General features: G+C 35.5%; 24 protein-coding genes. 9 read left to right on the plus strand and 15 right to left on the minus strand.

What is annotated here, in order from left to right; genetic code table 11:
- Nucleotides 1-31 precede the first annotated feature (31 nt).
- On the plus strand, nt 32-2,872 hold the full coding sequence (locus FTRAC_RS16105) for a CHAT domain-containing protein (RefSeq protein WP_013455338.1): 2,841 nt from the start codon (nt 32-34) through the stop codon (nt 2,870-2,872).
- 60 nt (nt 2,873-2,932) lie between these two features.
- On the opposite strand, the gene FTRAC_RS16110 is transcribed toward FTRAC_RS16105, so the two are convergent.
- Nucleotides 2,933-3,565 (minus strand): hypothetical protein, encoded by a 633-nt coding sequence (locus FTRAC_RS16110; RefSeq protein ID WP_013455339.1) that lies wholly within the window; start codon nt 3,563-3,565, stop codon nt 2,933-2,935.
- A 229-nt stretch (nt 3,566-3,794) separates the two neighbouring features.
- Between FTRAC_RS16110 and FTRAC_RS16115 the strand changes: the two genes are divergently transcribed.
- The 3 genes from FTRAC_RS16115 to FTRAC_RS16125 all read left to right on the plus strand — a co-directional run bounded on the left by FTRAC_RS16115 (nt 3,795) and on the right by FTRAC_RS16125 (nt 6,638).
- Nucleotides 3,795-4,418 carry a lysophospholipid acyltransferase family protein gene (locus tag FTRAC_RS16115; protein WP_013455340.1) on the plus strand — a complete coding sequence of 208 codons (624 nt, stop codon included), beginning with the start codon at nt 3,795-3,797 and terminating at the stop codon, nt 4,416-4,418.
- A gap of 82 nt (nt 4,419-4,500) precedes the next feature.
- Entirely contained in the window at nt 4,501-5,193 is a 693-nt protein-coding gene (locus FTRAC_RS19445) for a TapB family protein (protein ID WP_013455341.1), read from the plus strand.
- 110 nt (nt 5,194-5,303) lie between these two features.
- Nucleotides 5,304-6,638, plus strand: coding sequence for a M24 family metallopeptidase (locus tag FTRAC_RS16125; protein WP_013455342.1), 1,335 nt, complete (start codon nt 5,304-5,306; stop codon nt 6,636-6,638).
- Nucleotides 6,639-6,738: 100 nt separating this feature from the next.
- Here FTRAC_RS16125 and FTRAC_RS16130 read toward each other — a convergent pair whose 3' ends face one another.
- On the minus strand, nt 6,739-8,052 hold the full coding sequence (locus FTRAC_RS16130; protein WP_013455343.1) for a DEAD/DEAH box helicase: 1,314 nt from the start codon (nt 8,050-8,052) through the stop codon (nt 6,739-6,741).
- Nucleotides 8,053-8,129: 77 nt separating this feature from the next.
- Between FTRAC_RS16130 and FTRAC_RS16135 the strand changes: the two genes are divergently transcribed.
- The 3 genes from FTRAC_RS16135 to FTRAC_RS16145 all read left to right on the plus strand — a co-directional run bounded on the left by FTRAC_RS16135 (nt 8,130) and on the right by FTRAC_RS16145 (nt 10,621).
- Nucleotides 8,130-9,311, plus strand: a complete 1,182-nt coding sequence (locus FTRAC_RS16135) for a DEAD/DEAH box helicase (protein WP_245545986.1) — start codon at nt 8,130-8,132, stop codon at nt 9,309-9,311.
- A 73-nt stretch (nt 9,312-9,384) separates the two neighbouring features.
- Entirely contained in the window at nt 9,385-9,612 is a 228-nt protein-coding gene (locus tag FTRAC_RS16140) for a putative signal transducing protein (protein WP_013455345.1), read from the plus strand.
- A 31-nt stretch (nt 9,613-9,643) separates the two neighbouring features.
- On the plus strand, nt 9,644-10,621 hold the full coding sequence (locus FTRAC_RS16145) for a phytochrome family protein (protein WP_013455346.1): 978 nt from the start codon (nt 9,644-9,646) through the stop codon (nt 10,619-10,621).
- Nucleotides 10,622-10,635: 14 nt separating this feature from the next.
- Here FTRAC_RS16145 and FTRAC_RS16150 read toward each other — a convergent pair whose 3' ends face one another.
- The 6 genes from FTRAC_RS16150 to polA form a co-directional block, all read right to left on the minus strand.
- Complete coding sequence (locus FTRAC_RS16150) at nt 10,636-11,388, minus strand: SDR family NAD(P)-dependent oxidoreductase (RefSeq protein ID WP_013455347.1); 753 nt, start codon at nt 11,386-11,388, stop codon at nt 10,636-10,638.
- Between the two features lie 72 nt (nt 11,389-11,460).
- Nucleotides 11,461-11,781, minus strand: a complete 321-nt coding sequence (locus tag FTRAC_RS16155; RefSeq protein WP_013455348.1) for a type II toxin-antitoxin system PemK/MazF family toxin — start codon at nt 11,779-11,781, stop codon at nt 11,461-11,463.
- On the minus strand, nt 11,778-12,005 hold the full coding sequence (locus FTRAC_RS16160; RefSeq protein ID WP_013455349.1) for a hypothetical protein: 228 nt from the start codon (nt 12,003-12,005) through the stop codon (nt 11,778-11,780). Before FTRAC_RS16160 ends, FTRAC_RS16155 begins: the two co-directional genes overlap by 4 nt.
- Nucleotides 12,006-12,085: 80 nt before the next feature.
- Complete coding sequence (locus FTRAC_RS16165) at nt 12,086-12,463, minus strand: GxxExxY protein (protein WP_013455350.1); 378 nt, start codon at nt 12,461-12,463, stop codon at nt 12,086-12,088.
- Between the two features lie 143 nt (nt 12,464-12,606).
- Nucleotides 12,607-13,155 (minus strand): crossover junction endodeoxyribonuclease RuvC, encoded by a 549-nt coding sequence (gene ruvC, locus FTRAC_RS16170; RefSeq protein WP_013455351.1) that lies wholly within the window; start codon nt 13,153-13,155, stop codon nt 12,607-12,609.
- Between the two features lie 190 nt (nt 13,156-13,345).
- The gene (gene polA / locus FTRAC_RS16175) at nt 13,346-16,156 is read right to left on the minus strand and encodes a DNA polymerase I (RefSeq protein ID WP_013455352.1); all 2,811 of its coding nucleotides are present in this window, start codon (nt 16,154-16,156) and stop codon (nt 13,346-13,348) included.
- A 116-nt stretch (nt 16,157-16,272) separates the two neighbouring features.
- On the opposite strand from polA, the gene FTRAC_RS16180 reads away from it, so the two are divergent.
- Complete coding sequence (locus FTRAC_RS16180) at nt 16,273-17,205, plus strand: proline iminopeptidase-family hydrolase (RefSeq protein WP_013455353.1); 933 nt, start codon at nt 16,273-16,275, stop codon at nt 17,203-17,205.
- A gap of 41 nt (nt 17,206-17,246) precedes the next feature.
- Here the strand turns inward: FTRAC_RS16180 and FTRAC_RS16185 are convergent, their stop codons facing one another.
- The 6 genes from FTRAC_RS16185 to FTRAC_RS16210 all read right to left on the minus strand — a co-directional run bounded on the left by FTRAC_RS16185 (nt 17,247) and on the right by FTRAC_RS16210 (nt 23,458).
- Entirely contained in the window at nt 17,247-18,092 is an 846-nt protein-coding gene (locus tag FTRAC_RS16185; protein WP_013455354.1) for a universal stress protein, read from the minus strand.
- Between the two features lie 83 nt (nt 18,093-18,175).
- On the minus strand, nt 18,176-19,072 hold the full coding sequence (locus FTRAC_RS16190; protein ID WP_013455355.1) for a 1,4-dihydroxy-2-naphthoate polyprenyltransferase: 897 nt from the start codon (nt 19,070-19,072) through the stop codon (nt 18,176-18,178).
- Nucleotides 19,073-19,074: 2 nt separating this feature from the next.
- On the minus strand, nt 19,075-19,599 hold the full coding sequence (locus FTRAC_RS16195) for a glutathione peroxidase (protein ID WP_013455356.1): 525 nt from the start codon (nt 19,597-19,599) through the stop codon (nt 19,075-19,077).
- A 136-nt stretch (nt 19,600-19,735) separates the two neighbouring features.
- Nucleotides 19,736-21,526 (minus strand): arginine--tRNA ligase, encoded by a 1,791-nt coding sequence (gene argS, locus FTRAC_RS16200; protein ID WP_013455357.1) that lies wholly within the window; start codon nt 21,524-21,526, stop codon nt 19,736-19,738.
- 36 nt (nt 21,527-21,562) lie between these two features.
- Nucleotides 21,563-22,507, minus strand: coding sequence for a citrulline utilization hydrolase CtlX (gene ctlX, locus FTRAC_RS16205; protein WP_013455358.1), 945 nt, complete (start codon nt 22,505-22,507; stop codon nt 21,563-21,565).
- Between the two features lie 33 nt (nt 22,508-22,540).
- Nucleotides 22,541-23,458, minus strand: coding sequence for a dimethylarginine dimethylaminohydrolase family protein (locus tag FTRAC_RS16210; protein ID WP_013455359.1), 918 nt, complete (start codon nt 23,456-23,458; stop codon nt 22,541-22,543).
- A gap of 120 nt (nt 23,459-23,578) precedes the next feature.
- Between FTRAC_RS16210 and FTRAC_RS16215 the strand changes: the two genes are divergently transcribed.
- Entirely contained in the window at nt 23,579-24,967 is a 1,389-nt protein-coding gene (locus tag FTRAC_RS16215) for a type III PLP-dependent enzyme domain-containing protein (RefSeq protein WP_013455360.1), read from the plus strand.
- A 3-nt stretch (nt 24,968-24,970) separates the two neighbouring features.
- Here the strand turns inward: FTRAC_RS16215 and FTRAC_RS16220 are convergent, their stop codons facing one another.
- The gene (locus FTRAC_RS16220; protein ID WP_013455361.1) at nt 24,971-26,179 is read right to left on the minus strand and encodes a GAF domain-containing sensor histidine kinase; all 1,209 of its coding nucleotides are present in this window, start codon (nt 26,177-26,179) and stop codon (nt 24,971-24,973) included.
- Nucleotides 26,180-26,224: the final 45 nt, after the last annotated feature.

The following is a 26,224-nucleotide window of genomic DNA, read 5'->3' on the forward strand; positions in this document are numbered from 1 at the left end:
GCATTGACAAAAATAAAACGAATTCTTAGCCATGTCTTTTTTTCTAAAAGTAGTTACTAAAGCTTTTCTATTCTCTTCTCTAATTTTTTTTACGCATAATTCGGCCGCACAGTTTGGCATAGGTGATGCCCTTAAAAATAAAGCTGAAAAGTTAGTGAAAGATAAATTGAAGGAAAAAACTGAGGAAAAACGTGAAAGTTACGATACTCTATCTTTTAATTATGCGATCGCCTTTCTGGATAAGACTGAGTCTTTTGAGAATCAACAAAAGGGTGAGGGGCTTATTAAGACAGCTAATTTCCTGTTGAGGGATGATGAGCCCCAAACAGATTTGGAAGTAGCAAGAGATATTTATGATTTTGGTCGACTTAATTATAATATAGGCAATCAATTTTTGGCTGAAACAAATTTGAAATTGGCAAAATTAAAATATGAACAAATTTCAGCCACAAATGAACCCAATTATCTGAAAACTATAGGGCTTTTAGGGCTGTTATATAGCGATATGGGTCGATTCACAAAAGCTGAGGAATTTACTCAGACAGCATTAGATGGATGGGATGAGCTTCAAGGCAAAAATAGTATTGGTTATCTGGCTGAGTTAAATAATCATGCTGTTTTGCAAATTAATTTAGGCAACTACCTACAAGCAGAAAAAATCATAAAGCAATTAGGGGATAACCTCAATGCGGAAAAGGAGAATGAAATGTTGCCGTATGCTATTTATTTAAATAATGAAGCCATTTTGAATCAATATATGGGTAGGGCAGATGAAGCTTTGGGCTTGTTGGAGGATTGCACCGAAATCGCAAAAGAAAGCTTAACAGAAAAAAATAGCACATATCTGCAGTTTTTGACCAACAAAGCAATACTAGAACAAGAAAATGGTAATTTAAAAACCGCAGAAAATACATTTCAGGAAGTATTAGATTTACAAGAAAGCAGGTTAAAGTTGAATGCTAAAAATGACCCCGATTATGCCCACATGAAATCGAATATTGCAGCACTTTATGTTGAAAAAGGAGAATATGAAAAAGCTGAGGAGGCATTACAATTAGCATTGGAGATTTACCAAGACAAATTTGGTGAGGAGCATCTAACTACTTCGGGAACTCAAGCGGATTTAGGCAACCTCTACCGCTTTTTAGGAGAGAATGAAAAAGCTGAACCATTATTGCAGTCAGCACTTTATACTCGAGAAAGAAAATTATCTAAAACACATCCGAAGGTGGTCAAGAGCCAAGAAGATCTAGCACTGTGGTTCTGGGCTAACGGTCAAATAGAGTCAGCTACAAGTTATTTTAAACGGGTGATGGGTACCAGTCAGGAATTTATAAAGGATTACTTTCCAGCTCTTAGTGAAGCAGAAAAAACAAAATATTGGGAGCAGCTTAAGCCTCGCTTTTTCAGGTTCTATAATTTTGCCTTGGAAAATTATAATGAATATCCTGAATTACTAGAAGATTTTATGCGCTATAGGTTATCCACTAAAGGGGTATTATTAAGTTCATCCACTGCTTTGAGAAATGCAATCTTTAGTCAAAATGATGAGGAATTGACTAGACTATATGAGCAATGGATAGATCAAAAACAGCAATTGGCTAACGCATATGCCTTGAGTGAGGAGGAAATTAAAGAGCAAAATCTAAATGTAGATTCTCTGGATAATGCCGCTAATCAAACCGAAAAGGATTTATCTGTAAAATCAGATGCCTTTTCGACTGCATATGAAGATAGGAATACCGATTACAAGGCTATTCTTAGCCAATTAAAGTCTGGTCAGGTGATGATTGAAATTGTGCAATATCCGATTTATGATAAGCAACTAACATCGGATAACGCTTATGCCTATTTGATTTTGAAGAAAGGGGCAGAAAAACCTAGCGTAATTATTAACAAGGAAGGAAACCTTTTGGAAAACCGATACTATTCTTATTACAATAATGTTATCAATCAAAAAATGAAAGATGATTATTCCTATGCCCAATATTGGAAGAGCATGGAAAATGAAATTGGGGATGCTAGCAGGATTTATATCTCTCCAGATGGTATTTACAATCAGGTTAATATGAATACGCTTCAGCAACCAAATGGAAAATATTTGATTCAGGATCATGATATTCGTTATGTCGGACATCCTAATGATATTTTATATGAGAGATTAGCTCAATCTGCTGGGCAACAAACAGCCTTCTTAATGGGAGACCCTAATTTCAATAGTCAAAACATTGCGCAGCTCCCTGGAACAAAAAAGGAAATTGAAGATATTTCAAAATACCTCTCGCCCTCGATGACCATGCAGAAGTATTTGAATAGTGAAGCCAATGAGTCCAATTTAAAACAGGTCAAGTCTCCAAAATATCTGCATTTGGCAAGTCACGGTTACTTTCTAGAGGATAAACAAGCAAACCATAATTTGTTTGGCGTACAGTTACAATACATCAGACAAAATCCATTATTGCGTTCGGGTCTACTTTTGGCTGGTGCTGGAAAGGAAGAAAGCTCAGGAAGTTCACAATCATTTAATCAGAGTGATAATGGTTTTTTCTCAGCCTATGAAGCCATAAACCTCAACTTGAATAATACTGAAATGGTAGTGCTTTCCGCCTGTGAAACCGGGAAAGGAGATATAAAAGCAGGAGAAGGCGTTTATGGACTACAAAGAGCATTTATTGTAGCCGGTGCTGAATCATTGGTGATGAGTTTATGGAAAGTAGATGATACTGCTACCCAGAAATTGATGTCAGGATTTTATAAAGAAAATGTTCAAGGGAAAGCCATTCCAGATGCTTTTCGTTCTGCCCAATTAGCCATGTTGAGTGAGTATCAACATCCATATTATTGGGGAGCGTTTATCATGTTTAGTAGGTGATTTTTATTGCATGCTTACTCGCTTATCTCTTCTCTTTCTGAGAAAAAGCGAACTACATTATCAGGGATCTTTTGGAGCAAGATGCTTATTGATTTTCCATTTTAAAAATTCATAATTGATTTCTTCTATTTTAGAGCTGCGCTTAGTTCCAAAGTAACCAGGCTTAACATATTCAATTTCTTGCATGTCATTTAGGAATAAAGTGTAAGGTGCTCCTATTAAAGAGGATTCTTCAAGAATCCTTTCAGATAAGAACAAAAGTGGGACAGGTAAGCGCATAAAATCTTTCTTATTCCTGTATAGGGTATAAAAATCATCTTCTTTTTGAAGGCTCCATTCTCTATTTTGTTTGTCCACTCTCATAATAACCAATATGGAATCCTTTAAATAGGGTTGCTCTGAAATAATTCTTTCTAGCTCATCAAGCTCTTTTTTACAATATCTGCAGTCTGAAGACCAATAAAACAGTATTTTTTGAGAATACTCTTCAAAGTTTTGCACTGGTTTACGATCTAGATTTGTTCCCGTATATAAATAAGTTTTAAAGTTTAGGCCCTCTTCTAAAATCTCACCAGTTTCCGACTTACTAAGTTCATCAAATTCCAGTAGAATTTCTTCTTTACTCTTGTCTTGAGAAATAGCATGATTTAATGTTGTGAATGCTAGCAATACTAATAGATAAGTTCGTTTCATTTTATTGGATAATTCAAAAACTAAAGTAGTAATTTTTTATTTGTGTAAAAAGCTTATTCATAAGTTGCTTAAAAAAAGCTTGATTCTATTATTTTTGGCATCTTTGTATTTATAAAAAGATCTTACTCAGTCAATGTTGAAATTTTTCCAATTCATATATACCATTTGGGCGCTACTCATTTTCCATGTCTTTATGATTATCCTTTTTCCGGTGTTTTTAATTCCACCCATGATCCATAAAAAAGGAATACATCTAAGCTTCAGGGCGATTCGATTGTGGTCATTACTTTTTAGTACTTTTAACCGTATCATTTATAAAATTAAAGGGAAGGAACATTTCAATAAAAAAGAAAATTATGTGGTCATTTCCAATCATACATCCTTTTTAGATACACCTGCCATTGCGCAAGCTATTGACGCTCCTTTTAAGGCCTTGGCTAAAAAAGAATTGACCAAAATCCCAATTTTTGGATTTTTGATCAAAATGATAACCGAAGTAGTGGATCGATCAAATCCTACAAGCAGACAGAAAAGTAAGGAGCGATTAAATGAAGTTTTACAAAGTGAATCTTCTATTTTAGTTTTTCCTGAAGGCACCATGAACCGAACAGATCAGCCCTTACAACGATTTTATGACGGAGCTTTTCGAATTGCTATTGATGCGCAAGCTCCAATTTTACCCATAGTCATAAAAGATGCAGCCAAATTGATGAAACCTAGTAGTTTTTTAATGAAACCCGGCAAAGTGCATGTTCAAATTTTACCCTCTATATCAACGGAAGGATTGACCCAAAAAGACCTTCCGAAATTGAAAGAAGAGGTGATGGAGAAGATGCAGGAGGAGTTGCTCTAACAGCCAGAGATTTCCAGCATTTATTCATTATTGGCACTATCAAGATAAAATCGTAATTTGGTAAAAACTAAAACACCGAATTATGAAGAACTTACTTAAAGGGCTGGCATTATTTTTCATAGTATTAATTCCATTTAAATCCTTGGCTCAATCAGATTGTAATCCTTATTTCTTATTGGAAGAAGGCAGGAAATGGACTTTAGCTAATTATAACGCCAAAGACAAATATCAAGGAAAGCAAAGCTATGAAGTTTTGTCTCTTGAAGAAGAGTCAGATGGCAAACTCATTGCCAATGTAATGCTCATTTCTTATGACAAAAAGGATAAGGTGGTAATGGAGAAAGAAGTGGAGTTTACATGCAAAGATGGTGTGGTAGAATTGGACATGTCCAAGTATATTCCTGATGAAACTATGGAAGGTTTTAAGAATATGGATGTTGAAATGGAATTTGATGCCATCACCATTCCTGAAAATTTGGAGGCAGGTCAATATTTGGAAGATGGTGGTGTAAGCGTGACGATTGCAGGTCCTATGCAAATGAATATGGAAATCAAAATTCAAGACAGAAAAGTAATGGCGAAAGAGAGTATTGAAGTACCAGCCGGAACCTATGATGCTTGGAAAATTAATTCAATTGTGAAATTGGATATGATGATGACCCGAGAAACCAAAAATGTGGAATGGATTGCTAAGAATGTAGGGGTTGTTAGAAGTGAACAGTATGATAAAAAAGGAAAGTTAAGTAGCTATACTGTTTTAACTGAAATCAATTAGTTTATTTTCATGAAACACATCATGGCTTTTCTGATATCATAGAGTAGGCTTTCGATAAATTCTATTATATTGAAATCCTTAAAGCTGTCTGTTTATTCAATTTATTAAATATGAACAATAAATTTTTATTAGTCCTTTTAGTATCATTCTTATTTGCCAATAGTAGTTTAGCTCAATATCCTGAAATTCTGAGTTTAGAGGATCAGGCTAAATTGGAAGACGAAATTCTGAAAGAAAGATTTGAAACTGTTTTACCTGAAATAATGGGGCGATCAGGTATCGATATGTGGGTCATTATTTCAAGTGAATATAATGAAGATCCTGTTATCAAAACCATGTTACCGTCCACATGGATGGCCGCCCGAAGAACTACGATGTTGTTGATATATCAGCCTGAAAAAGGAGCAAAACTGCAGGCTCATGCTGTGGCTAGATATGATGTTGGAGAAATTTTTAAGAGGGCTTGGAATCCTGATGAACAGCCAGACCAGTGGAAAAGATTAGCGGCACTCATCGCAGAGAAGAATCCTAAAAAGATTGGCTTGAACATGTCCAAAGACTTTTCACATGCCGATGGCCTGGTAAAATCGGAATATGACTTGCTGATGAATGCTTTGTCAAAATCACAACAGAAAAAAGTAGTATCAGCAGAGAAATTAGCTGTGGGTTGGTTGGAAACCAGAACAGAGCGAGAGCGTGTTATTTATGAGCAATTATGCAATATTGCCCACAAAATTATAGCGAAGGGATTTTCATTGGAAGCCATCACACCTGGCGTTAGCACTACCGATGATTTGGTTTGGTGGTATCGGCAAGAAATCAATAGTCTTGGTCTAAAGACTTGGTTCCACCCTACTGTGGATGTGCAAAGAGCTGATCCTGAGAATTTTGATCATTTGAGGAGTTTCAGTAAAAGACCTGACCAGCAGATTATTCAGCCAGGTGATTTATTGCATGTAGATTTTGGCATCACCTATTTGAGATTAAATACCGATACACAACAGCATGCTTATGTTTTAAAGCCCGGAGAGGAAAGAATCCCAACTTATTTGGTCAAGGCTTTTGAGGAGGGTAAAAAAGTGCAAGATCATTTGACTAATCAATTCAAAACAGGCCGAACAGGGAATGAGATGCTGTTATCAGCATTGGAGGAGGCTAAAGAAGCTGGTTTGAAACCTACTATCTATACACATCCTATCGGCTATCATGGTCATGCCGCTGGACCTACAATCGGAATGTGGGATTCTCAGGGTGGAGTCCCAGGAAGCGGTGATTATCCATTATATCCAAATACAGCTTATTCCATTGAATTGAATGCAGCGGTTTTCATCCAAGAATGGAATAAGGAAATCCGCATCATGCTGGAAGAAGAAGCTTTCTTTGATGGGGAAGAAATATATTATATTGATGGAAGACAAGAAGAGATTTATGCCATTTCGAGATGAAATTTAGGTGGTAATGAAGAGGTCCAAGCGAGACGCTTGAACCAGTTGCCTTTTTACTACAGATATCTAGCTCAAGCGTCTCGCTTGGGCTTTTTCTTTCTTAAATAGTCTTAATCCTAACCTTTTTCTTCTTTAATCTACTGTTATCTAAAGATTTCACTATGCTTTTAGCTTTTTCAGCATTAACCGCCACGAAAGCACAATCCAATTTTAATTCAATTACGCCTATATCTTCTTTTTGCAGTTTGCCTTCCTTCATAAACAAACCTGCGATATCTCCTTTAGATATTTTATCTTTTCTACCCCCAGAAATAAAAAGCGTTTGAAAAGCGATGGCATCAGTCTTTGTATTTCCAATTTCTTGAATAGAAATATATTCTTCATTGATAAAATTAGGTAGCTTCTCTTCCGATCCTTCTAAAACATAAGCCACCCCTGCTTGATGCATGCGGGCAGTCCTTCCATTTCTATGAGTGAATTCTTCCGCTTTAATAGGTAAATGATAATGGATAATAAATTTGATTTCAGGGATATCAAGACCTCTGGCTGCTAAATCAGTAGCTAACAACAAATGATAGCTTCCATTTCTGAATTTAATAAGAGCTCTTTCCCGGTCTTTTTGCTCTAATCCGCCATAGAAACAGCCATGCGGAATTTTCAATCCACCTAAATGTTCGCTGACCCTTTCAATGCTATCTTTAAAGTTACAAAAGATAATACCTGGTTGCCCCTCTAATTTCTGGACTAATTGCCCTAAAGTTTCAAGCTTATCCTTTTCAGGGGATTTAATAATTTTGACTGAGAGTTTATTGATCTTTTCATCCAAATAATTTAAGTAAAAAGGATCACGTAAACCTAAGAATTCAGGTATTCTATTAGGTTCAGTAGCAGAAGTCAAAATCTTCTTTCTCAATTGGGGAAGCTCCCAAACGATGGCTTTCATTTCTTTTTCAAAACCTATTTCAAGAGACTTATCAAATTCATCTAGTACTAAAGTATGGATGTTCTTGACAGCAAAACTTTCTCTTTCAATATGATCCGCTATTCTGCCCGGTGTACCAATCAGAATTGCTGGCGGATGCTGTAAATCGATTTTATCTTTAGCTCCTGCCCTACCTCCATAAATAGCATTCGTTTTGTATCCACTGCCCAATTCCCTCACTACTTGTTCAATTTGCAATGCCAATTCACGAGAAGGAACAATGATCAAAACTTGAATCTCTTTGCATTCTGGGTCTAATGATTCAATAATGGGCAGTAAAAATGCCAATGTTTTGCCGCTTCCTGTCGGAGAGAGCAAGATTGTATCTTCAGAAGTTTTGAGAACTTGCAAGGCCTCTTTTTGCATAGGATTCAAGCCCTTGACTCCTAATTTAGCCAACATTTCGGCCTGAGATTTGATTTTTTGAACCATGATGCAAAGCTAAGGAAATTAAGTTTGATATTGATAGTGTTATTAAACCTCTATGTAAAAGGGAATCATGATCAAAAATGAATAACTTTACATTTCATTTTATAGCACACCCCTTTATGTCTTTTGCATCATTTAATTTACCTATTGCACTTTCCAACGTTCTATCAAAACAGAATATTAAAAGCCCCTTTCCTATTCAGCAAGAAGTTATTCCGCTGGCTATGGATGGGAAAGATGTTCTAGGCATTGCCAAAACGGGCTCAGGAAAAACCTTAGCCTATGTTTTACCCATTTTAACAAAACTCAATTTTTTTCCAGAAGCAAGAAATCGTCAGCCGCAGGTTTTAATCTTGGTACCAACTCGTGAATTGTCACAGCAGGTATTGGAGGTCTTTAAACTTTTTGTGGATACGAATCGAAATCATAGCAAAACCATGGCAGTTTTTGGAGGAACTTCCGTGAATCCACAAATGCAGGGAATGGGAGAAGTGAAGATATTGGTTGCGACACCTGGCCGACTTTTGGATTTAGTTTCATCCAATGCTTTAAAGTTGAGTAGCTTACAGCTTTTGGTGATTGATGAGGCGGATAAGATATTGAATGCAAACTTTAAGAAAGAGTTAGATGAAATTTTGAAGATCATTCCAGGGACTGCTCAGAAGCTATTGTTTTCAGCTACTTTAAGTCCTGATGTTCAAAAATTGAAACAACTATACCTTAACAAACCCTCTATCATTCATATCGAGCAAAAAGAAGAAAAAGTTGAATTGATAAAGCAATCCGCATATGCAGTAGAAGCCAATCAAAAGGGCCCCTTGCTTAGATATTTAATAAAATCAAAAGACCTAAAACAGGTAATGGTTTTCACTTCTTCGATTACAAGTGCTAATAAAGTAGCCGATAAATTGCGAAAGAATGGGATAGATGCGTTAGCTGTTCATAGTAAAAAAAGTCAGCATGCCAGAAATCAAGCCTTATCGGATTTTAGAGATGGGAAAGTTAATGTTTTGGTCACTACAGATCTGCTATCTAGAGGTATAGACATTGAATACTTACCGTTCGTGATCAATTATGAACTCCCCCGTTCGCCTAAAGATTTTGTGCATAGAATAGGTAGAACAGGAAGAGCCAAACATGCAGGTGAAGCGATCTCCTTGATTTCTAAAGAAGAATCACATCACTTTGAAGTTATACAAAAGAAAATCAACTATAAAATTACGCTAACAGAGATAGAAAACATCAACCTTCACGGTTATTGACCCTTTTTTGCCTATGGGGCAAGCGAAATCTTATTTTTAAAAGATATTATATTTTTTATGTATCTTTAATGATATGGACAATACCCAAAAAGATATGATTTGCGTTTATAGCGATACTGAATTAAATATTAATAGGCTCAGAGCTGAATTGGCTAAAATTGGTATTTCTTCTTTGGTAAAAAATGAATTTCAATCAGGAGTAATTGCCGGATTTGGAGCTCCTGTGAATGCTGTTGATTTATATGTTAATGCTAGTGAGTCGGAAGAAGCATTAGCAATAATTCAAGATTTGAATTCATAAAGCTTGGATCAAAACCTTAAAAATAAAGTGATTGAATAAAAACCTGCTAAAAAATGAACATCTAAGAGACGTCACTTTGAGTGTGATATTCGGATTGCTTTCAACGCTTTTAGGTCTTGTCAAATTTAATATACCAGGCTTCACAGCTGCCATTAGCAGTTTGAATGAAATCCCTCTTTTGATAAGTGTTTTGTATGTTGGCAACCCTTTTTATCTCATTATTGCTGTTGTTATTTCAGCTTTACCCACACCTGAACAAGGATCTATTTATTCGACCATATTGATGCATGCCGGAGGCTTAGCTTTCTTTGGTGCGTTTTATCATTTAGTTATAAAGCAGTATTCAGGCTATTTAATTAAAACCATAGCGCTATGCGTTTTAGGAATTTCTATCTATTACGCAGCATTCTTAGTCCCTATTTTTATCATCACAAATCAGCTTTTAGGATTAAATGAGACTCCATTCATTCCTTTTTATATCGAATTAAGTCAATCGCTTCATTTCGAATTTATCACTTCTTTACTTGTCGTCACCTTATTCATGGTTCAATTTAATTATAGCAAAAAGTTAAAGAAATATTCCACAGGGCTTGAAGGAATAGTAAAAGAACGAACAGAGGAACTAAGAACGACTGTGGAAGAATTAAACAGAAGTAATCAAGAACTAACTTCCTTGAATGATGGACTAGATTTGATGGTGAAAAACAGAACTGCTGAATTGGAGGAAAGAAATTACCAGCTTACAGAGTACGCATTTATTAATTCTCATCTTCTACGAGCTCCATTAGCTAGGGTTTTGGGCTTAACTGACCTCATTAGAATGGAAAGTACGGATCCGAAGACCAAAGATCTAATGGAAAAGTTATTTAATTCCTGCGAAGAATTAGATGAAATTATAAAATTAATGAGTAACCAACTATCAGATGGTAGCATTCTAAGTTCAAACCAAAAAGAGGAGTTGAAAAATAGAATTAATGAGATTATAGCTCAACGCGATAATTTAAATTAAACCACTTCAAAGCCTCACGACTTATTAACCATTGTAGATGAAGCTTGAGCAGTTGGGAATACTAAAACATCTGCTAAATTCACATGTGCTGGTCTAGTAGCCATAAACAAAATCAAATCTGCAATATCTTCTGCTTTCAAAGCATCAAAGCCCTCATAAACTGTTTTGCTGCGATCCTCATCTCCCTTGAATCGCACCAAGGAAAATTCTGTCTCCACTAATCCAGGAGCAACTTGCGAAACTTTAATTCCATATTTATTCAAATCCATCCGCATTGAACTATTTAAAGCATCCACTGCATGCTTGGAAGCACAATAGACATTGCCGTTAGGATAAGCTTCTTTCCCAGCGACAGAACCTATATTAATGATGTGCCCTGCCTTTTGAGCAACCATTTTTTCAATAATTGGCTGAGAAACATATAACAATCCTTTCACATTGATATCAATCATAGCTTCCCAATCTTCCATATTGCCATTTTCGATTGAAGCCAGACCATGTGCGTTTCCTGCATTGTTTACTAAAAGATCGATATTCTCCCAGTCTTTGGGTAGGCTTTCGATAGCCTTCAAAACAGCTTTTTGGTCACGTACATCAAAATTCAGTGTATGAATTTCCGTATATTTTTCTAACTCGTTTTTTAATTCAACTAGTCTTTCTTGCCTTCTACCTGTTGCAATTATCCTAAATCCGTTTTGACCTAAAAGTAAAGCAGTGGCTTGACCAATACCTGATGTTGCGCCTGTTATAAATGCTGTTTTTTTCATAGTTTTTCTTTTATCACTTTAATTCTCTCACAGAATGCACAGAAGGTCACAGAAAGAATTTTAAATTATGATTTATTTGAGTTTAAATAGATACATTAAATTATCATTTAGTGTTTTACGGAGTTTAGCATCTAACTCGCCAATTTCACCAAGGATTAAATTTTTATGGAGAGTGACAATTTTGGACAATCTCAAAACAGATGTTTTTTTCAATCCATTAATACTAGATGGTTCAAGTAGAATGTCTGACTTTTCCGTCCAATTGAGTTGTGTAGAAATAAAAGCTAAAATGATATCTGATTCTTTATTTACTAAAATTATTGCTGGACGTATTTTGCTGCCTTTTAGATCAGTAAAAGGAAATGGAACCAAGACAATTTTGCCTTTTTTCATTTATACTTAATTTTCAGATCTTCTACTGTATATAAATCTTCTTCCTCTTCCAGAAAGTGATAGGTTTGAGATTGATTTGCTAATTGAGTCAAGCCATTTTGCAGCGTATCTTCTTCATACTTTTTCAGAATGTAGCTGGCAAAATCTTTGACTTCTTGGATTTTTTCGTCAGACATTTTATCTAAAATATCAACTGTGTCTTGAATTAAATTAGCTTTTTCCATTTGTTTTATTGTTAATGGGTTATGAAATATATAAACAAAATCATAAGAATGAAAATTCGATTAAGTAGGCTTTAATTAGCTTAATTAATAATCCTCACCAAGCTTTCGTTATCCACTAGTTTTGAAACGTTGAAGTTAACTAATAAGCCTAATTTTTTGTCTGATAATTTGAGGTAGGAAAGTAGTTGTTTTTTATGGACATTATGTAGAAATTCTACTGATTTGATTTCTATTATAATATTATTCTCAACTATTATATCAATTCTATAGCCTAGTTCTAATTTTGTGCCTTTGTATATAACGGGTAAACCTACCTGACTTCTTGCCTTTAATCCCATTTGATGTAATTCGAACATTAGAGTGGCTTCATACACATGTTCTAATAATCCTGGCTCTAGTTCTTTAAATACGGTATATATGGCACCTTTTATTTGGTAGGTCAAGTCGTTTAAACTCATTGGGGTTGGTTTTAAGGTTGAAATTAATTTAAGGGAATGAAGGAACTAGAATCTTGAGAAATGAAATCTACTCTATGGGATTGCTCACAGAAGAACACATTAAATCTGAGCTTGTCAACCTGGCAACATGTAAACTTGTTAACCTATTTTTTAACTCTACTAGGATTATCGTTGATGAAGGCTTTCCAACTTTTAGGGCCACTAGCTGTTTTTCCTCCTTGGAAGTGATGACAGACTGCCACTCCTAATGCATCTGTTGCATCTAATAGTTTAGGAATTTCCTTTATGCCTAATAAAGTTTTTAGCATTTCAGCGACTTGCTCTTTGGAGGCGTTACCATTACCCGTAACAGACTGCTTTACTTTTTTGGGTGCGTATTCCGAGATGGGTAAATCTAACCTTAGAGCAGCTGCCATAGCCACTCCTTGAGCCCTTCCCAATTTCAACATGGATTGTATGTTTTTACCATAAAAGGGTGCTTCCAAAGCAACTTCATCTGGAGCATAATCTTCAATTAAGCTCGTTACACGATCAAAGATTTTACGTAATTTAATTTCGTGATTAGCGTATTTTGATAAGTGAATTACACCGTATTGAAGCATAGACATTTTATTGCCTGTTATTTGAATAACCCCATATCCCATAACCGAAGTACCTGGATCAAGCCCTAAAATGATTTTGTCTTTAGGCATATGTTTTTTAATCTCTTTATTGCTATTTGCTTGTAAGTCCTCTTGTGTTTTGCTCACAGAAACCCCAGAATTACACAGAAAGTGGAATTAATCTATCAATCTTATATCAATCTATTATTTCCACTTTTTCCACCAATTTATTTCAACTCTTCAAAAACTTGACAACACGATAACTTGCAAACCTGATAACCTAGTGCGCCTCACTCCAATTATCAGCTATACCAACCCCGATTTCCATAGGAACATCTAATTCCATGGCATTTTTCATGAGGTCTACTACTTTATCTTTGAGCTTATCAATTTCGTCTTTATGTGCATCGAAAATCAATTCATCATGCACCTGCATAATCATTTTGGATTTTAAATTTTCCTTTTCCATCCATTTATGAATATTGATCATGGCAATTTTTATCATATCTGCAGCACTTCCTTGTATTGGAGCATTTATAGCATTTCTCTCTGCATATCCTCTAATGGTCTGATTTCTAGAATTAATATCTCTTAACCACCTTTTTCTTCCCAAAATAGTCGTTACGTATTCGTTAGCTCTTGCATCTTCTTTGACTTTTTCCATATAATCATGTACCCTAGGAAACTCTTTAAAGTATGCCTTGATAATATCGGAAGCCTCTGTTCTTGAAATATTGAGGTTTTGAGCTAATCCAAATGCTGATATTCCATAAATGATTCCGAAGTTTACTTCCTTAGCTTTTCTCCTCATTCCAGGATCCACATCATCTAAATCTACTCCAAATACCTTGGCGGCAGTAGTAGCATGAATATCTCTACCATTTTTAAAGGCTTCCATCATGGCTTCATCTTGTGAGAATGCTGCCATAATGCGTAATTCTATTTGAGAATAATCGGCAGCCATCAGTTGATAATTTTCATCTCTAGGAACAAAAGCTTTTCTAATCAATCGACCTTTTTCCGTGCGGATGGGGATATTTTGTAAGTTTGGATTATTGGAACTTAATCTACCAGTAGCAGCAACCGCTTGGCGATAATCCGTGTGAACTCTTCCATCCTTTTTACTGATCAATTTTGGAAGAGCATCTACATAGGTCGATTTCAATTTTTGATACTCTCTGAATTCTAAAATCTTATCCGCTATTTCATGTTCATTGGCTAGTTTAGATAATATTTCCTCTCCAGTAGCGTATTGTCCTGTTTTGGTCTTCTTAGGTTTATCAACCAGTTTCATTTTATCGAAAAGAATCTCGCCCAATTGCTTTGGTGAGGCTATATTGAATTCCTGACCTGCTAGTTCAAAAATCTTCTCCTGTGCCTCTAAAGCAGCGGTTTCTAATTCTTTTGACATCTTTGAAAGCGCATCTTTGTCAATTTTAACTCCTTCATACTCCATTTCAGCCAAAACGTAGGAAAGTGGCTCTTCCACATCATGAAGCAAACTTTCAAGATTGTTTTCTTTGATTTCCTTTTCTAAAATATGCTTTAATTGTAAGGTGATATCGGCATCCTCCCCAGCATATTCTACAACATCCTCCACTGGAACATCTCGCATATTTCCCTGCTTAACTCCTTTTTTACCAATTAGATCGGTAATGGAAACTGGACTGTAGTTCAAGTAATTCTCAGCCATTACATCCATATTATGACGCGTTTCAGGATCCAAAAGATAATGAGCCAGCATTGTATCAAACATCTTACCTTGCACTCTGACACCATAATTTCGCATTACCTGAATGTCATATTTCAGATTTTGTCCAATTTTCGTGATGTCTTCATTCTCTAACACTTCCTTGAATTCATCAGCTATTTTTTGAGCTTCTTTTTGATCCGCTGGAAATGGAACATAATAAGCTTCACCCGCTACATAAGAGAAAGCTAACCCAACTAATTCTGCATCAGTGGGTTCCAAATCAGTGGTTTCAGTATCAAAACAAAATTCATCCTGAATGGACAAATAAGTTATTAAATCCTCCCTTAATTCAGGTGTATCAATTAAATGATATTGATGCTTTGTATTAGCTAAGGTTCTTCTTTCTTCTGGCTCTTCTTCTTTTTGTGCTGCTTCTTCTGGTGTATCTGTAAACATAGACATTTGAGCAGGGTCAACCTTAGCCGAAGATTTGGATGGAGCACTTGGCTCTTCTCCCAACACCCGTTTCATGATGGTCCTGAACTCCAGTTCCTCAAATAATTCCCGTAGAGCTTCTTCATTTGGTTCATCCAAAACCAATTTATCAGGCTCATAAGCCAGAGGTACGTCTACTTTTATTGTAGCTAGTTTCTTTGAAAGCAGAGCCTGTTCTTTATTGGCTTCCACTTTCTCTTTCATCTTTCCTTTAAGTTCATCAGTGTGTTCCAGCAGTCCTTCCACTGAACCATATTGCTTTAAGAATTTTATAGCAGTTTTAGCTCCAACACCCGGGATTCCTGGAATATTATCCACTGCGTCACCTTGTAAACCCAAAATATCGATTACTTGCTCAACTCTGTCTATATCAAATTTCTTTTTAACTTCCTCAACACCTAGTACATCTACTCCATTACCCATAAACGCAGGTTTGTAAAGGAATACATTTTCAGTAACCATTTGAGCATAATCCTTATCGGGCGTCATCATATAAACCTTAAAACCATCTTCACCTGCTTGCTTGGCTATCGTACCGATAATATCATCTGCTTCAAACCCATCCATAATCAAGACAGGAATATTAAATGCCTCCACTATTTTCTTCACATAAGGAATAGCTACACGGATATCCTCTGGCTGCTCTTCTCTTTGTGCTTTGTAAGCAGGGAATTCTTCATGGCGAAATGTTGGAGCTGATGTGTCAAAGGCTACACCAATATGTGTTGGTTTCTCCTTCTTCAATATTTCTAAGAGGCTGTTGGTAAAGCCTAAAGCAGCGCCAGTATTCATCCCTTTTGAATTGATTCTTGGGGTTTTGCTAAAAGCAAAGTGCGCACGGTAAATTAGCGCCATTGCATCAAGAAGGAATAATTTTTTATCTGATTCGGGTGTATTGCTCATTTGTAATTTGATTCTGAAGTTAAACAGATTTTAAAGGTAGAAAATCTTTAGGCTTTTTGGAATGTTGAAGTCTTTTTAAAATTGTAAATTGTCTGCTATTAAATTTTAAAATAAGTATGAAAAAAATAATTCATCTGATTGTTATCGTATTATTTCTATTTAGTTGTTCTGCACAAACTCAAACGGGACTTGAACCTCATGAAGGAAAAGTTGAGGTAGAAGGTGGAGAGATTTGGTATAAAGTAATGGGGGAAGGAGAGGGGATTCCGATTCTAACATTGCATGGTGGGCCTGGTGGAACCCATCGTTATTTTTATCAATTGAGTCCTCAAACAGATAAAAGATCATTAATATTATTTGATCAGTTAGGAGGCGGTAGATCCGATTATCATAATGATACTACTTTGATGACTGTAGATCATTTTGTGGAGCAGGTAAAAACATTAAAGGACAGTTTAGGTTTGGAGGAATTTTATCTGCTAGGCCATTCTTGGGGAGGTGCATTGGCGGTAGAGTATTACCTAAAATACCCAGGGGGAATTAAAGGAATGATATTGAGTAGCCCCTTGATCAGTACTCCTAGATGGGAAGCAGATGCAGACACTTTAATCAAAACACTACCCGAAGATATGCAAGCAATTATTAAGAATGCAAATGAAACAGGTGAATATGATTCAGAAGAGTATCAAAAAGCAGATGCCTATTATTGGAGTCGGTTTGGTTTAAGAACTGCTAAAAATGAGCATCCTCTAGATTCTGTTGAAGTTACGGGGAATGGAATAATTTATAATTATATGTGGGGTCCAAGTGAATTTAGGTGTACAGGAACATTGAAAGATTTTGACAGAACTGAAAGTATGAGGAAAATTTCTGTACCTACACTTTTTGTAACTGGCGAATATGATGAAGCTCGTCCGCAGACTGTCCAATCTTTCAGTGACAAAGTTCCTAATTCAGAATTTGAGATTATAGAAGGCGCAGGGCACTCAACTTTAAATGATAATCAGGAAGGATATAATAAAATTTTAAAAGAATTTTTGAAAGAGTAGAAAATGTCCTGAGTTTATACTCAGGACAGAAAATTTGTTTATTAATCAGCTATTTTTAAAGTTAGAACTGGTCTTTTAGAATGGTTTACCACATCCTCAGCAATACTTCCACTAAGTAAATGCATCAAACCTTTTCTACCGTGTGTGCCCATGGCAATCAAATCAATATTGTTGTCTTTAGCAAATTCTAAAATTCCTTCTTCTTCGTTTATGCCATTATGAATATGCTTCTCAGCCTCCAAGCCATTATTTTTCATATATTCATCCATTCGCTTGTAGGTGGTAGTTGATGATTCGAAATTATTCGGAGTATTTATTTTTAGAAGGTGAATCTTAGCATAAGATAAATGTGCAATTTCTTTCATCTTAGCTGCTAATTCTTTGTCATCACTCTTCAACGAAGTGGCAAAAACAACATTGTCAATGTTAGCTAAACTTATTTCTTCTTTTAAGGTCAGAACAGGGCATTTAGCATTTCTTACTACTTTCTCGGCATTAGAACCAATTAAAATTTCATCTACTCCACTACTACCGCTTGTTCCCATTACTACTAATTCAGGCTCATATTCATTGATGATGCTAGAAATATTGTAATAGGTATTTCCAGCTTTTAATTCGGTCTTTAGATTAACATCTTCTAAAAGCTCATCATTTCTAAGTTCTTTCAATTTTTTCTTGCCTTGTTCAATCATTTTCATCACGAAAACACCTTCCATTCCATCAACATTAGTTGCTTCTCCCATAGTATTAAAGGAAGTTTGGCCTGGAATTTCTACAACATGCAAGAGTGTTAATTCAGCATCCGTTTTTTTTGCAATCTCTGCAGCTAATTTCAATGCGTATTTAGCTTGATCTGAAAAGTCGGTTGGAACCAATATTTTTTTCATAGTGATATAGTTTTCGATTATTGTTCAATTAAATATACGAATCTTATGCTAAAATGATGGGGAAAGTACTATAAAATATGGTATTACAAGTCTAAAATTGAAATGCCAAATAAAACTACAAATAGTAAAGTAGAAAGTGCCAAATGTTTTAATTGTGGGTCATATTCAATTGAGTTCTTTGCTTTATAAATTTTAATAAGATGGATTACAAATAAGGCAAAAGCAGGAAATAAATTAAAAATGCTTTTTATTTCTTCGTTCATGAATAAAAATACAATTGAAGCCAGACATCCTAGAGTTATTAGAATGGTATGATAAATGATTGCTTTACCTTCCCCAATTCTTACTGGGACGCTATTTTTTCCAGCAGACTTATCTGATTTGATATCTCTTATGTTATTGATATTCAAAACCCCTGTGGCAAACAATCCACAGCTAGCGGCAGGTAGTAAAATTAGGGGCTCAAGACTTCCAGCATGTAGAAAATAGGTACCGCAAACGCCAACTAGACCGAAAAAAATAAAAACTGAAATATCGCCCAATCCACTGTATCCATATGGTCTTTTTCCATTGGTATAAGCAATAGCTGCCGCAATAGCAGCTAGGCCCAGGCCTAGAAAAACATAAAAAGCAGTGCTGCCAATCCCAACTGAAAAATGTAAAAGTATAATACCACTTACAAAAGATAAGATAGCAAAAACGATAATGGAATTGAACATGGCTTTAGAAGAAATACTGCCTCTTTGCACACTGCGTTGAGGCCCTTCTCTTTCTGCACTGTCTGCGCCATGTACACTATCTCCATAGTCATTCGCCAAATTGGAAAGGATTTGTAAGAATAGGGTAGTGGTCAAACTTAAAATACAGACTGATAGACTGAAGTTCCCATAAAAAGCAGCTAAGAAACTGCCCATTCCAATACAAGACAGGGCTAAGGGTAAAGTTCTTAGCCTAAAGGCTTCTAACCAATTTTTAAGCATACTTATAGTTTTTCAGCTATCTCGCCGGGGTTTACTGATGATGGGTAAAAACTAATTTCTTTCCCATCACCTGAAACTAAATATTTACAGAAATTCCAAGTCGGTTCTTTGCCAGTTTCCTCTTTTAAGAATTTAAAAAGCGGATGCTGATTTTTTCCTACTACTTCCATTTTAGAAAACATAGGGAAAGTTACACCATAATTCTTCTCACAGAATTGAGCAATTTGTTGATCGCTACCCGGCTCTTGTCCACCAAAGTTATTGGCAGGAAAACCTAAAATGGTTACTTGATTACCGAAATTTTCATGCAATTCTTGCAAATCGGCATATTGAGGAGTGTAGCCACACTCACTTGCCGTATTTACTATTAATAAGTTTTTGCCTTCATAATCCGAGAAATCTATCATTTCCCCTTCTAAGGACTGTATTTGAAAATCATATATACTCATAGCTTTTTCTGTTTCATTTGAGTTTGTGAAAATAGATAAATTCAGCAGAAGAAACAGAAAAGAAAATAGAATGTTCATTATTGAAGAGTTTAAGATGATAGATTTAAGATTATAGACTCACTATTTAATTGCACAAGCTCTGAATAAAATCCTTTGCTTTTTCTTTATATACATCTTTAATTTCACCTAATTTGATATCGACAATTTAGTGATTCTACATCTTCGTAGGAGCTTCTGCTCCTAGTAAATTCATCGACTTTTCAATGGTTTCTGCTACTATTCTTGAAAACCCTATTCGAAATGCCAGTGCATCTTTATCTGATTCATTGAAAATGGAAACCTCTGAATAGAATTTATTGTAAGCCTTAGCTACTTCATAAACATAATTTGCTATGATTGAAGGGGCATATCCATTCGCAGCCTCCTCTATTTTGTTAGGGAAGTCAATGATCAATTGAAGCACATTGTTTTCAGTTGGCTCTAGTGAACTTAAACTCTCACTAACTTGAGGTTCAATACCTAATTGCTCTGCTTTTCGTAAAATCGCACAGATTCTAGCGTGCACATATTGAATAAAAGGGCCTGTATTTCCTTGGAAATCAATGGATTCTTCAGGGTTGAACATCATTCTTTTTACCGGATCTACTTTTAATAGATAATATTTCAAAGCACCTAGCCCTAACTGACGGTATAGTTCTTGAGCTTCTGCTTCATTAAACCCATCAATTTTGCCCAATTCATCCGTTCGGCTTTTAGCAGTGGCAAACATATCTTCCATCAAATCATCTGCATCTACCACAGTACCCTCTCTGGATTTCATTTTACCTGTTGGTAAATCTACCATACCGTAAGATAAATGGTAGCAATTTTCTGCCCATTTATAGCCTAATTTAGCTAAAATAATGAAGAGTACTTTAAAATGATATTCTTGCTCATTTCCTACTGTATAGATTTGTTGTTCAATTTTAGGAAAATCTCTATAGCGCAAAATGGCAGTTCCAATATCTTGCGTCATATAAACAGAAGTTCCGTCTTTTCTGAGCAATAATTTCTCATCCAAGCCATCTTCTGTCAAATCAATCCAAACAGAACCATCTTCCTTTTTATAAGCTAAGCCTTCTTCTACTGCGCGTAGTACTTCTTCTTTCCCTAATGAGAAAGTTTGGGATTCGTAATATAACTTATCAAAATCTACGCCCATGGTTTTGTATGTATTTTCAAAACCTTTATAAACCCATCCGTTCATCTTTTCCCAAAGGGCATAAGTTTCAGGCTCTTTTTGCTCCCATTTCAGCAACATTTCCTGTGCTTCTTTCATAATTGGAGCTTCTTTCTCAGCTTCTTCTTTAGTCTTCCCAGCCTCTACCAACTCAGCAATCTGAGCTTTATATTTTTGATCGAAAATCACATAGTATTTCCCCACCAATTTATCACCTTTCATTCCACTTGATTCAGGTGTTTCACCTTCACCAAATTTCTGCCATGCCACCATGGATTTACAGATGTGAATCCCTCTGTCGTTAATAATTTGAACTTTATGGACTTTATTTCCATTAGCTTTTAGAATTTGGGCAACGGAATAGCCCAAAAAATTATTTCTTAAATGGCCTAAGTGCAAGGGTTTATTGGTATTGGGAGAGGAATACTCTACCATTACTTCCCTTCCAGTTTCTGCTTTGAATCCGAAATTAGGAGTATTCAAAATATCAGAAGCAATTTGCAACCATACCTTATCAGCAAATACAATATTTAAAAAGCCTTTCACCACATTAAACCCACTTACCAATTCAGAATTCTCTTGCATGAATTCACCTATAGCCTTAGCGGTCTGTTCTGGGCTTAATTTTGAAAAGCGTCCTAATGGAAAGCAAACTAAGGTATGGCTTCCTTCGAATTCTTTTCTTGTTGGCTGAATTTGAATAAGGTTTTCATCCAAATCTTGTTCAAATAGAGATTTGAATGCTTTTAAGGATAGTGATTTAAGTTCTTCTGTTAAATTTAACATGATAGAGAATTATTTAATAGATAGTGAATTGAATGATTAAGCTTTGGGTAAAAATACTTCTGCCATCATGCACCTGGCACTTCCACCACCTAAGGCTTCAATAGTATCCAATGAGCTACTTATAATTTCGCAATATTTTTCAATTCTTTTAACCTGTTCTTCATTCAACGACTGATGCGCAGCGGCTGACATCACTAAATAAGGCTTTCCGTCAGTACCATTTACTTGCAGCATATTTCCTGCAAAGTGGTGCTTTTGCTTTTCGCTTATTTCAATTACTTCTTTACCACTATTATGTAAACTTTCAATAACGGTTTTTCTTTCTTCTTTATCATCAATAGATTTTGCGCAGAGAATAGCAAAATCATTGGCAATACACATCATTACATTGGTGTGGTAGATAGGCAATCTTTTGCCATCCACAGTTTGATTTGCTGTAAATTTTATGGCTTTATAGCCAAATTTATCACAGAACTCATCTAGAACCTTTTCATCTGTTCTGAGCGAAATTGCTATATAGACTAACCTGTTTGGACGGTCTAAGATCATACTGCCAGTACCTTCCAAAAAGCGATCTTCGGCTTCATGATGTGAAAAATCTATAATCTCACTTATTTTCAGACCTTCCTTAGTTTGAAGCTTTTCCAAAATATCTGGCCTCCGCTCTAGTCTTCTGTTAGGAGCATACATAGGATATAAACCTACTTTTCCATCTTCATGAAAAGAAACCCAGTTGTTAGGGAATATAGAATCAGGAGTGCTTGGTTCAGGGGTGTCTTCTACCACAATCACATTGATATTTTTGCTTCTGAGCATTTCAACAAAATGATCAAATTCATTAGCGGCTTTTAATTGTATTTCGGATGCACTTAATCCTTCAATTGCTTTTTGGTAATAATTATTCACAGCAGTTTGTTCATTGAATCTGAACTGAACTGGTCGAACCATCATTAATGTATTGGTACTTTGGTTATTTTCCATCTGATTAAAAATTTTCAAAAAGAATAAAATTATTTATTTGGCTCTTTCAAGCGGTAATGTTGAACATCTTAACAATCCTTCCATTTTAGAAATTTCAGCGTAAGGCACTTTTTCAACCGTATATCCTTTTTCTTCCAAAATGCCTGCCAGTCGAGTGAATTTCTCTTCTAAAACCACTACTTTAGGGCTGATAGAGAAAACATTAGAGTTCATTTCGTACATCTCATCCCTAGTGATATGGATAAGATTATCTTCACCAAAATAATCTTTAAGGTAATTATAATCTTCCTCTAACTTGAACCCATCCTTATAAATTATAGCTTGGTTTTCACCAATAGGCTGAAAACAGCAATCTAAATGCAGGGCATTGTCTTTGGCTACCTGATCTGATTTATTAAGTTGAAACCCTTTTACTGTTTTGTTTGGGAATTCATGGGCAAGAAATTCTAATCCGGCTCTATTGGTCCTCGCTACAATGTATTTTTCAAAATCTTCTTTTTCAGAATAGCCTACGAAAATGTGGTCTTTCCAAGGCATGACATCTCCACCTTCTACCCTTACTTCTTCCGGAACCGTCACAATTTGCTCAGGATTAATTTGCTCTAAAACATATTGAATGCCTTTGATTTCCTCTTTTCGGTCTTTCAAGATTCTTGGTTTGATGAATTTATTTTCAATCACAAAGCCAATATCTCTTGAGAAAATCTGATTATAATCTTCTATAATTTCAGGGCGGTAAACTTTTACTCCGTGTTTCTCTAAAACTTTTGCAAATGCCTCCATTTCCTTCACCATATCGGCTTCTTTGGGATAAGTCCCTGCAGCAATATGTTCTTTAGACTTAGGGTCATAGGCATCATCCAGATTGGGGACATCCCCAACGCCTTTGGCAGTTCCTACTATCACAGCCCTCAATGGGGAGGTCTCATCGTTTACAAATACATTTATCATAAAAAATATTGAATTATTTAATAGAAAAACCCGAATGTTTCAGTGTTAAAATTTTAGTTTTGCAAAGATTGCAAATATAATTCAATATTGCATTTCAACACCGTACTAAACTTTAGTTGAATGAAGAGTTACATAGATTTAATAGAACAAACCTTTTATTGGCCTCAAAAAGAATTTAACGTTGAGGATAATGCCTTAAAATTCCATGATGTCCCTTTAATGGATATTATTGAAAAATATGGCACTCCTCTAAAACTGACCTACCTACCTAAGATTAGTCAAAATATAAATCAAGCAAGAGAGTATTTTGCAAATGCATTTAAGAAATTAAATTACAAAGGAGAATATACTTATTGTTATTGCACAAAATCTTCGCATTTCTCTTTTGTAATGGAAGAAGCCCTGAAAGCGGGCGTCCATATGGAAACTTCATCCTCTTTTGATATTCCGATTGTAAAGAAATTGCATGAGAAGGGATTGTTGACCAAGCAACATTATGTGGTCTGCAATGGTTTTAAAAGACCACTATATAGACAGTACATCAATGAGTTGATCAACGATGGTTTCGAAAATGTGGTGCCTGTTTTGGATGATTTGAACGAGATTGACAGCTATGAGGCCGAAGCTAAAAATCCTTATAAAGTAGGAATTAGGATAGCTTCAGATGAAGAGCCTACTTTTGAGTTTTATACCAGCCGATTGGGGATTCGCTACAATGATGTGATTGATTTATATCAAAATAAAATTGCAAAAAGTGAAAAGGCTAAGCTTAAAATGCTCCATTTTTTCATTAATACTGGGATAAAGGACACGGCTTACTATTGGAGTGAATTAGGCCGATTTATTGATAAGTATTGCGAGCTGAAAAAAATAGCTCCAGAATTAGATACTATCGATATTGGAGGAGGTTTTCCAATCAAAACTTCTCTGGGCTTTGAATATGATTACCAATATATGGTCGATCAGATTGTGGAGAATATTCAATGGATTTGTGAGAAGAATAATGTGGAAACTCCTCACATCATGACAGAATTTGGGAGTTACACGGTAGGGGAGAGCGGTGCCACTATTTATTCTATACTTGATCAGAAGCTTCAAAATGACAAAGAGCTTTGGTATATGATAGATGGATCATTTATTACGCATTTACCAGATGTTTGGGGTTTAAACCAGAAATTTATTTTGATGGCAATTAATAACTGGAACGAGCCATTTCATAAAGTGAAAATGGGAGGTTTGACCTGCGATTCTATGGATTATTATAATTCGGAAGCTCATTCCTTCGAGGTATTCTTACCTAAGGTGGAGAGAAATGAACAGCAATATGTAGGCTTTTTCCATACTGGGGCTTATCAAGAATCATTAGGGGGCTATGGTGGAATTCAGCATTGTTTGATTCCAGCACCAAAGCATGTTTTGGTAGATAAGGATGAAGAGGGAAATATAACAACTAAGCTTTTTGCTGAAGAGCAAACCAGTGAAAGTATGTTGAAGATATTGGGATATTAAGGTCTAATGCCCCAAAGCTAAAGGAAGTACAAAAGAGAACGTACTTCCTTTATTTTCCTCTGATTCAATATTTAAGTCAGTTTTGTGGATTGATAAAAACTCTCTGACAAGTTGTAATCCTAAACCAGTACCTTTTTCGTTCCTAGTTCCTTTCGTTGATATTTTCTTATCCTTTAATTTCAGCCTCTTTAATAAATCATTTGGTATTCCTACCCCAGTATCAATCACTTTAATGACAGCTTTCTTATTGTCAGTCTCCTCTATATCCACTTTAACCAAACCATTTTCCGTGAATTTAATGGCATTATTAATTAGATTACGTAATACAAACCTGATCATGGATAGATCCGCAACCACTTTAAGATCATCACCAATACCACATTTCAATTCAATATCTTTATCTAAGGCATTCCCCTCAAATAAACTGCAAATTTCTAAAACTACATCTTTAATATTTATCTCAACGAAATTTACATCGTTGGTACTTCTTGACCATTCCAATAAATTCTCAACTAACTCATCTAAGCTATTTAGATTGTTTTTTACTAAAGGAAATAACTGAGCCAAGTCTTCTGGCCTATTTGCATCTATATATTTGGAATTAAGATAGGCACGCATGCTTTTTATTGGGCCCTTTAAATCATGCGAAATGATACTAGTAATTTGGCTATTAAGCTCATTCAGTGATTGTAATTTTTCATTAGTGGATTCTAATCTAAGTTTTTTATCTCTCAATTCAATTAATTTCGAAGCTTGCCCTCCCAAAATTCTCAAGGCCCTAATTTGTGTTTCATCTAGACTTTTTGGCTCTGAATCAATAACACACAAAGTACCAAGGTTAAATCCATTCTCTGACTTAATAGGCATACCTGCATAGAATCTAATGCTAGGATCATCAACTACTAATGGATTATCATAAAATCTCTCATCGGCTACTGCGTTTTCTATTATGAAAATATCATCTCCATGAATGGCATGGCCGCAGAATGAAACATCTCTATGAGTAGAATCCACTGAAACACCTTTTTTGGATTTAAACCATTGCCTGTCAGCATCAACTAAAGTTACTAAAGAAATCGGCACTCCGCAGATAATAGAGGCAAGCTCTACTAATTCGTCAAAATCCTTTTCTTGTTCAGAATCTAGTATATTTAACCTGCGGAGTTCCTTTAATCTCTCATTTTCATTATCTGGGATTTTCGGCTTCTGCATCTCTTTTGTTTTCAATAGTCAATTGAAGTTCAGGCTTTTTTAATA

Source organism: Marivirga tractuosa DSM 4126 (genome assembly GCF_000183425.1).
Lineage (GTDB): Bacteria > Bacteroidota > Bacteroidia > Cytophagales > Cyclobacteriaceae > Marivirga > Marivirga tractuosa.

What these genes read in the sequence shown, in the direction of transcription:
- FTRAC_RS16125 (WP_013455342.1), top strand. Translation starts at nt 5,304, where the DNA reads ATGAACAATAAATTTTTATTAGTCCTTTTAGTATCATTCTTATTTGCC.
- FTRAC_RS16215 (WP_013455360.1), top strand. Translation starts at nt 23,579, where the DNA reads ATGAAGAGTTACATAGATTTAATAGAACAAACCTTTTATTGGCCTCAA.
- FTRAC_RS16115 (WP_013455340.1), top strand. Translation starts at nt 3,795, where the DNA reads ATGATCCATAAAAAAGGAATACATCTAAGCTTCAGGGCGATTCGATTG.
- argS (WP_013455357.1), bottom strand. Translation starts at nt 21,526, where the DNA reads ATGTTAAATTTAACAGAAGAACTTAAATCACTATCCTTAAAAGCATTC.
- FTRAC_RS19445 (WP_013455341.1), top strand. Translation starts at nt 4,501, where the DNA reads ATGAAGAACTTACTTAAAGGGCTGGCATTATTTTTCATAGTATTAATT.
- FTRAC_RS16155 (WP_013455348.1), bottom strand. Translation starts at nt 11,781, where the DNA reads ATGAAAAAAGGCAAAATTGTCTTGGTTCCATTTCCTTTTACTGATCTA.
- FTRAC_RS16150 (WP_013455347.1), bottom strand. Translation starts at nt 11,388, where the DNA reads ATGAAAAAAACAGCATTTATAACAGGCGCAACATCAGGTATTGGTCAA.
- FTRAC_RS16110 (WP_013455339.1), bottom strand. Translation starts at nt 3,565, where the DNA reads ATGAAACGAACTTATCTATTAGTATTGCTAGCATTCACAACATTAAAT.
- ruvC (WP_013455351.1), bottom strand. Translation starts at nt 13,155, where the DNA reads ATGCCTAAAGACAAAATCATTTTAGGGCTTGATCCAGGTACTTCGGTT.
- FTRAC_RS16185 (WP_013455354.1), bottom strand. Translation starts at nt 18,092, where the DNA reads ATGAAAAAAATATTGGTTCCAACCGACTTTTCAGATCAAGCTAAATAC.
- FTRAC_RS16180 (WP_013455353.1), top strand. Translation starts at nt 16,273, where the DNA reads ATGAAAAAAATAATTCATCTGATTGTTATCGTATTATTTCTATTTAGT.
- FTRAC_RS16220 (WP_013455361.1), bottom strand. Translation starts at nt 26,179, where the DNA reads ATGCAGAAGCCGAAAATCCCAGATAATGAAAATGAGAGATTAAAGGAA.
- ctlX (WP_013455358.1), bottom strand. Translation starts at nt 22,507, where the DNA reads ATGGAAAATAACCAAAGTACCAATACATTAATGATGGTTCGACCAGTT.
- FTRAC_RS16160 (WP_013455349.1), bottom strand. Translation starts at nt 12,005, where the DNA reads ATGGAAAAAGCTAATTTAATTCAAGACACAGTTGATATTTTAGATAAA.
- FTRAC_RS16140 (WP_013455345.1), top strand. Translation starts at nt 9,385, where the DNA reads ATGGACAATACCCAAAAAGATATGATTTGCGTTTATAGCGATACTGAA.
- FTRAC_RS16190 (WP_013455355.1), bottom strand. Translation starts at nt 19,072, where the DNA reads ATGCTTAAAAATTGGTTAGAAGCCTTTAGGCTAAGAACTTTACCCTTA.
- FTRAC_RS16195 (WP_013455356.1), bottom strand. Translation starts at nt 19,599, where the DNA reads ATGAACATTCTATTTTCTTTTCTGTTTCTTCTGCTGAATTTATCTATT.
- FTRAC_RS16105 (WP_013455338.1), top strand. Translation starts at nt 32, where the DNA reads ATGTCTTTTTTTCTAAAAGTAGTTACTAAAGCTTTTCTATTCTCTTCT.
- FTRAC_RS16165 (WP_013455350.1), bottom strand. Translation starts at nt 12,463, where the DNA reads ATGAGTTTAAACGACTTGACCTACCAAATAAAAGGTGCCATATATACC.
- FTRAC_RS16210 (WP_013455359.1), bottom strand. Translation starts at nt 23,458, where the DNA reads ATGATAAATGTATTTGTAAACGATGAGACCTCCCCATTGAGGGCTGTG.
- polA (WP_013455352.1), bottom strand. Translation starts at nt 16,156, where the DNA reads ATGAGCAATACACCCGAATCAGATAAAAAATTATTCCTTCTTGATGCA.
- FTRAC_RS16130 (WP_013455343.1), bottom strand. Translation starts at nt 8,052, where the DNA reads ATGGTTCAAAAAATCAAATCTCAGGCCGAAATGTTGGCTAAATTAGGA.
- FTRAC_RS16135 (WP_245545986.1), top strand. Translation starts at nt 8,130, where the DNA reads ATGAATAACTTTACATTTCATTTTATAGCACACCCCTTTATGTCTTTT.